A 13,576-nucleotide genomic window follows, 5' to 3' on the forward strand; every position below is an offset into this window, starting at 1 on the left:
AGTCTTAAAAAACTTCAATACATTCACCTAATTGTAAAATCTTATAGTTTATTCCATATTCTTCAGCCTTTTGAATAAAGTTCTCGGGATTTTCAGTATTAAATTCAAACAAATCATAATGGTGCGGAATGGTCAATTTCGCACCAATTTCTTTCCCCAGCCTGGCGGCCTCCTCAAAATTTAAGTTCCCAGCCACACGTCTTTCTGGCTTATTGCCATTGATTGGTAAAAAGGCAAGATCAACTTTAAAATCTTTCAAAACTTCAACGATTCCATCATACCAAAGTGTATCTCCTGAATGGTAAATTTTGTATGTCCCAAATGAAACGATAAATCCCATAAATTTAAGATTTCCTGCCTCATCTCTTTCGATAGAATTATGAGCTGCAGGCACACCTGTAATCTTAAACCCTTCAATATCAACACTTTGCAAATCATTTAAGCCAATTGGAAAGTCAGTTTCGCATTTTAAACGTTCGCAAACGAATGTACGGTTGGCTTCTGGAATGATAAATTTGATACTTGGATTATTTTCAAAAATTGGTACTAAAGTTTCTGCATCTAAATGATCAGTATGGTTATGGGAAGAGGTAACAACATCAACCATATTCAACATTGAAGGTTCAACAACTCGCTCACTAATTCGTGTATGAGGCTTATCAGTTTGAGCATATTTTTTACTCAAAGAATCAGATAAATATGGGTCAAAAAGTAAATGTTTTCCTTGATATTGAATTAAAAATCCGCTTTGTCCCAACCACCAAGCTCTAAAACCCTCAGTTTTATTGATTGTTGAGTTAATATCAGTAATCAACTCTTTGTCTTTTTGAATAGGTTTTACCATTTTTCATAACCCTCCACTGGTTTCCAATTTGATTTCGGTTCATAATAATTCCACAATAATGCACTTACTTTTCTTAACAATTCATAACCTTCATTCTTTCTTGTCCAAGACTCGTCTTTTTGATTTTTTGTAATAATGCTGTAAACATACTCTCCATGTGGAGCATGTACCAATACTGTTTCAGAACGAGAGCGATTGACTGCACCATGTTTAGTGCCAGTTTTGATATACTCAGGAATTTGAGAGAGTCCTTCTCCGTCCCAAAATTGTCTGCCGAGGTTACGATACATTCTATCAGAAGCATCTGGTGATATTATTTTTCCATGACGAATCATCGTAAGCAAATCTGCCATTTCTTTAGGAGTTGTTTGTCCCCAGCCATATTTTGTCCGATTGGCTTCTCGACCTGGTGTACGAGAATTAACTCTTGTTGATTGAAAACCCAATGAATCCAAAATAGCATTGATTCGCTTTCCTCCTCCCGATAATGCCTGTAGCCATAAACTGCCGGTATTATCACTTACCGAACACATCAAAAAAACGACCTCATTCAAGGGTAATTTTGCTCCATCTTTTAATGAACCCACAATCCCATCATCGTAATCAAGAGAATCCTTATAAACAATTTCTTGGTCGTATTTTAATTCACCTTTTTGGATTTTATCGAATGTACCAATCATAATTGGTATTTTCACCATGCTTGCTGTAGGAAAAATTGTATCAGCATTGATTGCTACAAATTTATTGGTTTTCAAACTTCTAACATAAATGCCAACATCGCCATTAAAACCTTGCAAAGTCTCTTGAAGTTTGTTTTTTAACTTTAAGTCTTCTTTCAAAGTTTGAGAAAAAGAGATGTTAGGTGCAGCTAAAAAGCTGATTATTAGATATTTGAATATATGTCTTATCATGATTCTAAAGAAGGTTTGTTGTCTAAATGTGGTATATCTATAAGATGTACCACATTATTTTCTACTAAAAAGCAATTTAGAAAATTGCTCTACAAATTACAAAAAAACCATGTCTTTCGACATGGTTTTTTATCATCTGAAAATTTATTGTTGAAGTGTAAATGCGAAATCTCTAAACTATTATCTCGGACGACCACCACCTGCTGCAGGCTGAGGTGTAGCAGCACCTGCATCACTTTCACCTGCTTTCGCATCATCGTTACTAACTTTTTTCTTGCTTCTAAACAAACTACCACCATTGAAATCCATTTTACCAAATGAATAGTTGATTGTGAAACGAATACCTCGGTTATAGATATTTCTTACACTTGTAGTCTTATAAGTAGGGTCACTTGACTCACTTGTAATTTTCAAAGATTTAGTAAACGGATTATCCAAACCAATATTGAAACTTCCTTTTTTGTTGGTAAAGTCTTTTTTCACACCCAAGTTATAAAATCTAAATGCACCTTGATAACCTTGTAGCTGAATCTGACGGCTTCCCATAAATCCAAATGCTTGAGCTCCCCAACCTTTACTGAATGTATAGGCAGCATTGAAATTGACGTTGGCATTCCATCCACTATTTTGGATAGCAACAACTGTATTTTTATAAGTTTTGTCAGCTTGAAGCACTGGAATTACAATCGTTCCACTCAATAAGTTGTTGGTAATATTTGTTCCTCCACCAATTCTCAATTTCTTTGTTGGTTGTAAATTGATAAAGATACTTCCACCATAAAAATTAGTTTTACCGATATTATCAAACGTTGAGGTTGTAATTCCTTGCTCATTTACTGATCTCACACTAGTAATATTATTATCAGTAAATCTTCTAAAAACTGAAGCATTGATAGAGTTTGCTTTGAAATAAGTGCTATAGTTTAACTCAAAGTTATGGCTCAACTCAGGTTTCAATAATGGATTTCCATAAGAAATATTCAATGGATCGGCGTAATTGACAAATGGATTTAAGAATTCAAGTGATGGACGTTGAATACGCTGTACATAACTAACTCTAAACTTATGATTTTTTGGAAAATCCTTAGAAATCGACACACTTGGTATAATATTATCGTAAGGGTCAATTTTTGTTGGTGAATCAGAAGTTTGAAACTTAGCGGTAATTTTAGTATTTTCATAACGAGCTCCAACTTTTACTCCCCATTTTTTTGGTAAAGAAATCGTAAACGTTGAATAGGCAGCTACTACATTTTGGTCGTAATTGAAATTATTGGTACGATTTGCCTGAATTACATAATCTTTGATTTGAGAATCATAATTAAAGAAATCGAACTCACTTGACACCACACGCATGATATATTTTGCACCCATTTCAAAAATATTTTTCTTGAAAGGATAAGTATAATCCATTTGTAAGGTTGTTTCATTATTAATTCCGTCATTATTACTTTTAGTAAAAGGAGTTACACCTCTGACAGATTCAAAATTTGTAACTCTTACATTGCGACCATGTTGTGCTAAAAAAGCCAATTCATGTCCTTGATCTTTGAAAGTTTTGGTATAATTGAAATCAAAATCAAGGCTATGGTTTCCTCTAATATTTTTAACATCTTGAGTAAAATTCTGTAAAATAGCTCCTGCTGCAGTTTTCAACAATGATGTTTGTGTGCCAGGTGAATTAAAATTACCTACGCCATATCTTGCAGTTAAATTAAATGAGTTTTTGGCATTTGGATCATAATCAATTGATACTTGTGTATTTCCAAATAATCTTTGATTTTGTGTTTTATCTGTTTGATTAAAAACCGTTTCAAAACCTCTAACTGACGAATTACGAGTCGTTGAACCATCTCCTGGTGTATTGTATGAGCTGTTACCACCAAAGTTTAAAGACGTACCAACCTTCTTTTTTCTCAAATTAATATTTCCAAAGGCATTAGCTCCACGCACACCTGCCCCACCATTTACAAAACCAGTCAAGCCTTGAAGGTTATTTTTCTTAGTTATAATATTGATGATACCTGCTGTACCCTCGGCATCGTATTTTGCTGATGGTGAAGTGATAACCTCTACTTGCTTAATCATATCAGCAGGAATCTGCTTAATTGCATCTGCAACATTGGTTGCCAAAATACTTGATGGTTTATTATTTATTAAAACTTTAATATTTCCACTTCCACGCATTTGTACGTTTCCGTCCATATCAACTGTTAACATTGGTACTTTACGCAATACATCCTCGGCTGTACCACCCTTACTTGTAATATCTTTATCGGCATTATAAACAAGTCTATCTACTTTATCTTCAATCAATGAGGCTTGTCCTGTAACAGTAACTTCATTCAAAATTTTGCTGTCGGTAGCCATCATCATATTACCAACATTTATTTCAACTTTGTTACTTGCCAAATCTACTTTTGCAATAGTGGCATTTTTATAGCCAATGAAAGAGGCAACTACTTTATATGAACCTTTCGCCAAATTTTTGACAGTAAATGCACCATTCATATCGGTCATAGCACCATCAACTACTTTATTATTTTTATCATAAACAGCCACTGAAGCAAATTCAACAGGTTTATTAGTAGTAGAATCTATCAATTTTCCAGAAATTTTTGCTGAACCACGAGGAATTTCTTCTTGAGGAACTTGTTGTTGCTGTGGATTCATACCTGGAAAACCGCCACCGCCCATTCGATTACCGCCGCCGCCGCCAAATCCACCGCCGCCACCGCCGAATTGAGCAAAAGTATTGGCTGTAATTGCCATTATTATTATTAAAATCGAAGTAAACTTTTTCATTCTTTGTTGATTGATTAGTAAGATGTTTTGTTATAGTTGGAAAACACGGAAAATCTTGATTTTGTACAAAATTATATTATTTATACCTAAACAAAACAAGGTATTCTACCAAATGATTTATTAAAATTACAAGTAGCTAAAAAGAGTAGACAAATGGCTTAGATTAATAGACATTGTCATATTTAGGTTATTAACTTTACCTATTTTTTTATCATTTTAATATGCAAGAAAATATCTTTCTTCCCTTACATATTTGTTAATGAAAAATAAATAAAGTATCATTTTGGAAGCAGATATTTTCTTCTTGTTGGATTGATTAAGAATTTTTTTTGGGCTGTAAAACTCTCAGCATTCATTTGATTAAACAACGACTTCCACTCCTGATATCGTTCAGGCTCTGTTTGATGGAATTTTTTAGTATCAATTTTCTTAGAAATCAGATATTCGTCGAAACTCATTTTGAACAATTAGCATATTTACTTGCAAAGCTATTGACAATTTATCAAATTTACTAATTCTTCTTGCAACCTTAGTCAATATAAAATGTATAAATATCTTATTATCAGCACGTTATGGTTATTTGGCTTTGTTGGCTGCCAAAATAAAGCTGTTTTGTATGAAGGTCGAAAACTGAAAGGGGTATGTTTTGTGGCTCCGCCTCAAAAAATAGATGCTGAGGAGTTCGATCCTGTAAAAAAAATCAATGCTGAATGGGTCGCTCTTACGCCGTACGGTTTTACAAGAGATGGTAGCCCCAATTTTCAATATAATAAATCTTCTGACGGACATTGGTGGGGTGAATCGCCTAAAGGAACAGCAGAATGTGTTAGAATGGCTCATGAAAAAGGGTTAAAAGTGATGTTAAAACCACACGCTTGGATTCAAAGTTTCAAAAGCTCTTATACGGGTGATATGAATTTTGAAACTGATGCTGAATGGCAAATTTTTGAAAAATCTTATGGAGAATATCTATTAGATTTTGCCAAAGTTGCCGACTCTACACATGTCGAAATCTATTGTATTGCTACAGAGTTTAAAAATTTCGTGGCAAAAAGACCTGAATTTTGGCATAAAATCATTCGAGACATCAAAAAAGTGTATCATGGACAATTGACCTATGCTGAAAACTGGGATTGCTATGAAAAAGTACCTTTTTGGGATGAATTAGACTTTATTGGAATTGATGGCTATTTCCCACTTTCAGAAGAAAAATCTCCAAATGCTGAAATTTTGAAAAAAGCATGGAAAAAGCATAAAAGTGAAATCGAAAATTTTAGTAGAGAAGTACAAAAACCTGTACTTTTTACAGAAATGGGTTATCAAAGTACTGACTTTACCACTCATAAACCTTGGGAATCATATTCAAAACATCCTGATAATGATTCATTACAAGCAGAGGCATATAAAGCTTTTTTTGATTCAATATGGCAAGAAAAATGGTTTGCTGGATGCTTTGTTTGGAAATGGTTTCCAATGATGAAAAGAGACAATGACTTTGGTAAAAAACATGAATTCAGAGATAAATATACGCCACAAGGTAAAATTGGTGAAGCAGTTTTACAAAGTTATTTCCAAAAACTCTAACATCAAATATTTATGAAAATACCATCGCTTTTTTTATTTTTACTAATATTATTTTCTTGTCAAACAAAAACTGCACAAATGTAGAATATTTTAAATTTGTCAATGGCAAATATAAACCCATCAAAGAAGCTTCAAGATACTGGGGAACTGGTTGAACCACTCGTTGTACTAAATAATTTATTAACAATAATACCTACAAAACTAATAATGAAACTAATTACATTAATTCTTTGTGTATTTGGCTTTACTTGCTTTTCGCAACAGATTTCCACTAAAACAATTCTCCCTTCGATACTTAGAAAACTAACCGATGATAACGCAATTGTTGAAAAAGCACTTCAATTTGATGACAAAAATGGAAAAAATTATTTAGTAGCTACAATCCACCAAAATAGGTCGGACGAATGGGTTTCTAAAGCAATATTAGTTCAACATTATATCGAAAAGAATAATCAATTTGTATTACTTCGCCAAATTACTGATAATGAGAATCACTGTGAATTTGATAATGATTTACAGTTTCTTGATCAATCACTTATTCTCAGCGATTTAGACAAAAATAATCTGGTAGAAATTACTTTTTTATATAAAGTTGGTTGCCGCAGCGATGTAAGTCCAATTGGGTTAAAACTCATGGTGATTGAAAATGGCAACAAAGCAGCCATACGTGGCAAAACGATGCCCAAAGGCTTTGATTTCAAAAAAGAAAAAGTCGCTGATGCTGCTTTTTTAAAGCTACCAAAACCTATTCAAGACCAAGCCAACAAACTTTGGGATAAATTTGCTCCTGAGTTTTAAAAAGTATGACGGATTTCCTATTCTATCAAAAACAAACGAGTTTGGAAAGGCATTTTACAAGAAAATTAACTAATTTTGCACTCGTTTTACAAAATTAGCTACAAATGTCATTTACTGAAGAATTACACAAACGCCGTACTTTTGCGATTATTGCTCACCCTGATGCTGGAAAAACCACGCTTACTGAAAAACTCCTTCTTTTCGGAGGTGCTATCCAAACCGCAGGTGCTGTAAAATCAAATAAAATCAAGAAATCAACGACTTCCGATTTTATGGAAATCGAAAAACAGCGTGGTATCTCGGTAGCAACATCAGTAATGACTTTTGAATATAGAAACCTGAAAATCAACATCTTAGATACACCTGGACACAAAGATTTTGCAGAAGACACTTACAGAACGTTGACTGCAGTCGATAGTGTAATTTTGGTGATTGACTGTGTAAAAGGCGTTGAGGAGCAAACCGAAAGATTAATGGAAGTATGTAGGATGAGAAAAACGCCTGTGATCATTTTCATCAATAAAATGGATAGAGAAGGTCAAAATCCTTTCGATTTATTGGACGAATTGGAGCAAAAACTCAATCTGAAGGTTCGTCCTATTACATGGCCAGTCAATGGTGGTTCGAGTTTCAAAGGTGTTTATCATTTATTGGAAAAGAAAATGAATTTTTTTGCAGTAAATAAAACCCGTTTGGAAGACAACATTGAAGAAATTGCCTTAGAATCTGACATCTTGGATAAAAGTGTGGGACAAAAAGATGCCGATCAATTGCGTGAAGATGTAGAATTGATTGACGGTGTGTATGAAACTTTTGAAAAAGAAGCTTATTTGGCTGGAGACCTTGCCCCAGTTTTCTTTGGAAGTGCAGTGAGCAATTTTGGTGTGATGGAACTGCTCAATACTTTTTGTGATGTTTCACCACTACCTGTACATCGCATGACCGACAAACGCATGGTAGAGCCAGATGAAAGTAAGTTTAGCGGTTTTGTTTTCAAAATTCATGCTAATATTGACCCTCGACATCGTGATAGAATTGCTTTTCTCAGAATTTGTAGTGGAGAGTTTAATCGAGGTAAATTTTACAAACATGTAAGATTAAACAAAGAAATGCGTTTTGCCAGTCCATTTGCATTTTTAGCTGATAGAAAAGACGTTGTTGAAGAAGGCTATCCTGGTGATGTGATTGGCTTATACGACACTGGCACTTTTAAAATTGGTGATACACTCACTGAAGGTGAAGAGTTACAATTTGTTGGTATTCCGAGTTTTTCTCCTGAGATTTTCAAAGAGGTAATCAATAAAGACCCTATGAAATCAAAACAGTTAGAAAAAGGGGTACAACAATTAACAGATGAAGGTGTGGCTCAGTTGTTTATTCTTCAGCCAGGAAATAGGAAAATTATTGGAACTGTTGGTGAACTTCAATTTGAAGTAATACAACATCGTTTACTCAATGAATATTCGGCAAGTTGTGTTTTTGAAGCTCGACCTTACTCAAAAGCTTGTTGGATTACATGTGATGATAAAGCAAAATTAGCTGAGTTTATTCGCTTAAAAAGTAATTTTATAGCTTTTGATAAAGACGAAAATCCAGTATTTTTGGCGGAAACCGATTGGATTTTAAGAATGAATATTCAAAACAATCCTGATATTAAGTTTCATACGACTTCCGAGTTTAAAGTAGCTTTGTCATATTAAATTGAATAATATAAATTAGTAAAGCCTTCAAAAGACTTGCTAAAAATTAATCTGGAAGCAAACAAAATATCCAATTAAGCCTATAATGGAAAGCATTCGCATTGATTCTCATCAACATTTTTGGAATTATGACCCCAAACGACACACGTGGATGTCGGATGAAATGACACTGCTTAAAAATAATTTTCTTCCACCAGACCTGCTACCATATTTACAAAAATGTAACTTGGATGCTTGTGTAGCAGTTCAAGCTGAGCAATCAGAAGATGAAAATACTTTTCTGCTTAATCTTGCTGAAAATTTTGATTTCATCAAAGGCATCGTTGGCTGGGTTGATTTTCAAGCAGATAATTTGGAAGAACGACTATCTTATTATAGTCAATTTCCAAAAATGAAGGGTTTTCGACATATTTTGCAAGATGAACAACAAAGAGATTTCATGCTTCGTCCAGCTTTTATGCGTGGCATTTCAAAATTAGAAAAGTATAATTTTAGCTATGATATACTAATTTTTACTGATCAATTACCCTATGCTCTTGATTTTGTCAAAGCTTTTCCTCAACAATCTTTTGTTATCGACCATCTTGCAAAACCATTGATTAAACAACAAATTGTTGGCGATTGGCGTACCTATATTGAAAAAATTGCTTCGTATAGGAATGTATATTGCAAAATATCAGGAATGGTGACAGAAGCAGATTGGAAACAATGGAAAAATGAAGATTTTAAAATCTACCTTGATTTAGTCGTTGAAGCTTTTGGGATTGATCGCCTAATGTATGGTTCTGATTGGCCAGTTTGTACTTTGGCTGCCAATTATGAAGAACAATTTGCGATCATTCAAGAATATTTTTCAAGTTTTAGTCGATCGGAGCAAGACCAGCTTTTTGGTATAAATGCTTCAAGTTTTTACCATTTATAAGTATTTCAAATAAAAAAAAGCCATGAAAGCAATTGTTTTAGAAGAACCTGGTAAATTTCAAAAGATAAAAAAAGCTTATCCTCAAGAGCCAAAAGTAAATGAGGTCTTATTAAAAATGAGGCGTTTGGGCGTTTGTGGAACAGACCTTCATGCCTATAATGGCAAGCAACCTTTTTTTTCTTACCCAAGAATTTTGGGGCATGAGATTGCGGCTGAAGTAATTGCAATTGGCTCAGAAGTAGGTCATTTGAAAATAGGCGATTTATGTGCAGTGATGCCATACCATAACAAAGTGGAAGATCAAGCTGTACGTAGAGGCAAAACAAATTGTGGAGGTTCATTGAGCGTTTTTGGTGTACACGAAGACGGAGCTATGCAGGAATTCATCACCTATCCTGCTCATTTAGTTTTTCCTGCCAACGAATTATCACTTGATCAGATTGCTATGATTGAGCCATTAGCCATTGGTAGCCATGCAGTTGAGCGAGCTGGCATTCAGCCCGAAGATATTGTTTTGGTAGTTGGTGCTGGCCCCATTGGCATTGGAACAGTAGCAATGGCCATATTAAAAGCGGCTAAAGTTTTGGTTTTAGACATGAACCAAAATCGCTTAGATTATATTTCAAAAAAATTCCCTTCGGTTGAAACAATTCAACTCAATAATGATGTAGAGAATTCTTTGAAAACAATATTAAATGGTGATTTACCAACGGTAATTTTAGATGCCACTGGAAACAAAGAATCGATGCAAAAATGTTTAGAATATGTGGCTTCGAGTGGAACAATCGTATATATTGGTTTATTTATTGGAGATATTACTTTCCATGATCCACTTTTTCACAGAAAAGAAATTACACTCAAATCATCTCGAAATGCCGTTGCAAGCGATTTTACAAAATTAATTCGATTACTTAAAGCAGGGTTGGTAAATATTGATGGCTATATCACGCACCGTTTGCCTTTTGATACGATTCATGAAACTTTTACAAAACTCTATTTACCTGAAGAGCAAGTGATAAAAGCAGTGATTGAATTTTAGTTTTTAAAAGTATGTGACACGATCGAAAGACAGTTTTGGTATTAAAAAATAATTCTAGCGTGACACATGATTAATATTTTACCTTGATTCCATGATAAAGCTCTTGTTCTTGGTAATCTTTTCGAAGTGGATGCCCTTCCCAATCGGCAGGAAGTAGAATTCGTCTCAAATCTGGGTGACCAATAAAATCAATTCCAACTAAATCATAAGCTTCACGCTCATGCCAATCGGCTGTTTTCCAAATGGGTGTTAAGGAATATACTTGTGGAAGTGGCTCACCCTGTTTATTTCGTTTAACTTCTACCTTCAAAATAATACTGTGTTCATACGGTATCGAGTTGAGGTGATAAATTACTTCCATTGTTCCCACTTCTTCGCCATTATCAATTGCTGTGATACAAGTAAGAAAATCAAAATATAATTTGGGTTGCACATGCAGAAACTGACAAACTTCCAATAGTTTATCATTTGCAATCGTCATGCTTGGTTGAGGAGAAATTGTATCTTCTTTAAAGATAACCTCTTGCCCAAACATCGCCACGATTAAGTTTTTAATCTCTGAATATTGCATGATTTAATTGATAACGCAAAATGGATAATTGTAAACGTTAAAAATAGATAACAAAAATTCCTAAAACCTATCCCCGCTCTTACTGTGCCAATAAATAAAGTACAGCCATTCTTACAGCAACACCGTTTTCTACTTGGTCAAGAATAATAGAATGATGTGAATCTGCTGCATCACTTGTCAATTCAACTCCACGGTTAATAGGACCAGGGTGCATCAAAACTATCTCTTTATTGAGTTCGTCAAGCATTTGTTTGTTAATACCAAAATACAAAGAATACTCACGTAATGAAGGGAAATATTTTATATGCTGACGTTCAAGCTGAATTCTCAATACATTCGCAACATCGCACCATTGAAGTGCTTCTTTTACATTATAAACAACTTTTACGCCAATTTCCTTGATGTATTTTGGCAAAAGTGTATTTGGGCCACAAACCATCACTTCTGCTCCTAATTTCTGCAAACAAAAAATATTTGATAAAGCTACTCTTGAATGGAGAATATCACCGATAATAGCCACCTTTTTGCCTGCCAAATCCCCCAATTTTTCTTGCATCGAAAAAGCATCTAATAAGGCTTGGGTTGGATGCTCATGAGTGCCATCTCCAGCATTAACAATATTGGCAGATATATGTTTTGATAAATAATGTGGAGCTCCAGGACTACTGTGCCTCATTACCACCATATCAACTTTCATTGCCAAAATATTATTGACAGTATCAAGTAGTGTTTCGCCTTTTTTTACAGAACTACCTGATGCTGAGAAGTTTACGACATCGGCAGAAAGACGTTTTTCAGCCAATTCAAAAGAAAGACGTGTACGGGTTGAGTTTTCAAAAAAAACATTAGCAATCGTAACATCACGCAGAGAAGGCACTTTTTTAATGGGGCGATTAATAACATCTTTAAACTCTTTGGCTGTTTCCAAAATAAGCTGGATGTCGTTGGTCGTAAGGTCTTTTATGCCAAGCAGGTGCTTTGTACTAAGTGATTGCATTGCGTTTTGTGAAGAAAGATTTTGCAAAAATAGTTAAAAGAGTTCTGAATTCTGAGTGCTGAGTTATGAATTTTATAAATCAAATTCTTACAGCACAGTTAAAGTTTAATAAAAATATCCTAAATTTTTAAATCAAGACTCAGAATCCAAAACTAAAGAAATGTCTTCCCAGAAACTTGGATATGATTTTACAACCACATTTGGCTCTTCAATCGTTACATCCATCAACATTGCTAAAGGTGCAAACGCCATTGCCATTCTATGGTCATCATAAGTATGAATGCTGAAAGTTTTTTGAATATTGAAATCTGAAATCGTTCTAACTACGTATTCTGTGTTTTTTACAACTTCAACCAATTCTCCTCCAAACTTTTGTAGCTCATTTTGGAGTGCTACAATTCTATCTGTTTCTTTGATTTTTAGACTTTCAACACCTGTAAAAGTTGCTTCAATACCTTTAGCGGCACAAGTTACAGCCACGGTTTGAGCTAAATCTGGACAATTGGTAAAATCCCAAATGAGTGTTTTTTCGGCAGGAATTTTAGACAATAGAACACCATTTTCGGTAAATGTGCTTTTGACTCCTAAATGGCTCATTATTTTTACTATGTCGCTATCACCTTGCAAGGAGTTTTCTTTTAATCCTAAAAGTTCGACTTGTGTTTCCTCAAATGTCGAAAGAGCAACAATACTGTACCAATAACTTGCCCCAGACCAATCAGATTCAACTTTATAAACCGTTGATTGATAAGCATTTGGCAAAACTTTGATTGTTTTTTGTTCCCAATTTGCTTCTGAGTTGACACCAAATGCTTTCATTTGCTCAAGTGTCATCTTGATATATGGAATCGAACCTAAATCGCCTGTCAATTTGATTATTAAACCTTGCGGCAAGGTTGGAGCAATCATCAATAAAGCTGAAATATATTGGCTACTTACATCACCACGAATAGTTACTTCATTTGATTTCTGCTCACTAAAACCTTTGATATGCAATGGAGGATAACCTTCTTTATTTAAAAAATCAATTTCAGCACCAATCGTCCGAAGAGCATCTACTAAGATACCGATAGGACGCTCGCACATACGAGGTGTGCCTGTCATGATTTTATTTTGATTGGTTGCGGTGAAATATGCCGTCAAAAAACGCATGGTTGTGCCTGCATCAATTACATCGGCTGTTTGGTCAGTTGACTTCAACAAACGAATCATTGTTTGTGTATCACGAGCAGTTGAAAGATTCTGTAAATCGCCAGAGAAATTAGCTAAAGCATTGATAATCAAGGCTCTATTACTTTCAGATTTTGAAGAAGCTAAGGCTATTTTGACGTTGAAAGGTTTGGTATTTTTACGGAGGAGTATTTTATCCATTAATTTGCATTGATTCTGTATTCGAACGCAAAGA

The 13,576-nt window shown here is 34.4% G+C and carries 11 protein-coding genes; 5 read left to right on the plus strand and 6 right to left on the minus strand.

Features of this window, described 5'->3' with window-relative positions:
• Positions 1-4 precede the first annotated feature (4 nt).
• The 3 genes from ACQUQZ_RS13270 to ACQUQZ_RS13280 all read right to left on the minus strand — a co-directional run bounded on the left by ACQUQZ_RS13270 (position 5) and on the right by ACQUQZ_RS13280 (position 4,560).
• Positions 5-844, minus strand: a complete 840-nt coding sequence (locus ACQUQZ_RS13270; protein ID WP_435355478.1) for an MBL fold metallo-hydrolase — start codon at positions 842-844, stop codon at positions 5-7.
• The gene (locus tag ACQUQZ_RS13275; protein WP_435355479.1) at positions 838-1,755 is read right to left on the minus strand and encodes a serine hydrolase; all 918 of its coding nucleotides are present in this window, start codon (positions 1,753-1,755) and stop codon (positions 838-840) included. Before ACQUQZ_RS13275 ends, ACQUQZ_RS13270 begins: the two co-directional genes overlap by 7 nt.
• A 180-nt stretch (positions 1,756-1,935) precedes the next feature.
• Positions 1,936-4,560 carry a TonB-dependent receptor domain-containing protein gene (locus ACQUQZ_RS13280; RefSeq protein ID WP_435355480.1) on the minus strand — a complete coding sequence of 875 codons (2,625 nt, stop codon included), beginning with the start codon at positions 4,558-4,560 and terminating at the stop codon, positions 1,936-1,938.
• Between the two features lie 543 nt (positions 4,561-5,103).
• Between ACQUQZ_RS13280 and ACQUQZ_RS13285 the strand changes: the two genes are divergently transcribed.
• The 5 genes from ACQUQZ_RS13285 to ACQUQZ_RS13305 all read left to right on the plus strand — a co-directional run bounded on the left by ACQUQZ_RS13285 (position 5,104) and on the right by ACQUQZ_RS13305 (position 10,603).
• Positions 5,104-6,144 (plus strand): glycoside hydrolase family 113, encoded by a 1,041-nt coding sequence (locus tag ACQUQZ_RS13285; protein WP_435355481.1) that lies wholly within the window; start codon positions 5,104-5,106, stop codon positions 6,142-6,144.
• A 207-nt stretch (positions 6,145-6,351) separates the two neighbouring features.
• The gene (locus ACQUQZ_RS13290) at positions 6,352-6,942 is read left to right on the plus strand and encodes a M949_RS01915 family surface polysaccharide biosynthesis protein (RefSeq protein WP_435355482.1); all 591 of its coding nucleotides are present in this window, start codon (positions 6,352-6,354) and stop codon (positions 6,940-6,942) included.
• A gap of 104 nt (positions 6,943-7,046) precedes the next feature.
• Positions 7,047-8,642 (plus strand): peptide chain release factor 3, encoded by a 1,596-nt coding sequence (locus ACQUQZ_RS13295; protein WP_435355483.1) that lies wholly within the window; start codon positions 7,047-7,049, stop codon positions 8,640-8,642.
• 85 nt (positions 8,643-8,727) lie between these two features.
• Positions 8,728-9,564 (plus strand): amidohydrolase family protein, encoded by an 837-nt coding sequence (locus ACQUQZ_RS13300; protein WP_435355484.1) that lies wholly within the window; start codon positions 8,728-8,730, stop codon positions 9,562-9,564.
• A 22-nt stretch (positions 9,565-9,586) separates the two neighbouring features.
• A complete protein-coding gene (locus tag ACQUQZ_RS13305) occupies positions 9,587-10,603 on the plus strand; it encodes a zinc-binding alcohol dehydrogenase family protein (protein WP_435355485.1) in 1,017 nt (338 codons plus the stop codon).
• A gap of 70 nt (positions 10,604-10,673) precedes the next feature.
• Here the strand turns inward: ACQUQZ_RS13305 and ACQUQZ_RS13310 are convergent, their stop codons facing one another.
• The 3 genes from ACQUQZ_RS13310 to ACQUQZ_RS13320 form a co-directional block, all read right to left on the minus strand.
• Entirely contained in the window at positions 10,674-11,174 is a 501-nt protein-coding gene (locus tag ACQUQZ_RS13310) for an NADH-quinone oxidoreductase subunit C (RefSeq protein WP_435355486.1), read from the minus strand.
• Between the two features lie 79 nt (positions 11,175-11,253).
• Positions 11,254-12,171, minus strand: a complete 918-nt coding sequence (locus ACQUQZ_RS13315) for an aspartate carbamoyltransferase catalytic subunit (RefSeq protein ID WP_435355487.1) — start codon at positions 12,169-12,171, stop codon at positions 11,254-11,256.
• 132 nt (positions 12,172-12,303) lie between these two features.
• The gene (locus ACQUQZ_RS13320) at positions 12,304-13,542 is read right to left on the minus strand and encodes a 3-phosphoshikimate 1-carboxyvinyltransferase (RefSeq protein ID WP_435355488.1); all 1,239 of its coding nucleotides are present in this window, start codon (positions 13,540-13,542) and stop codon (positions 12,304-12,306) included.
• Between the last annotated feature and the right edge of the window lie 34 nt (positions 13,543-13,576).

This window comes from Emticicia sp. SJ17W-69 (assembly GCF_051209875.1).
Classification (GTDB): domain Bacteria; phylum Bacteroidota; class Bacteroidia; order Cytophagales; family Spirosomataceae; genus Emticicia.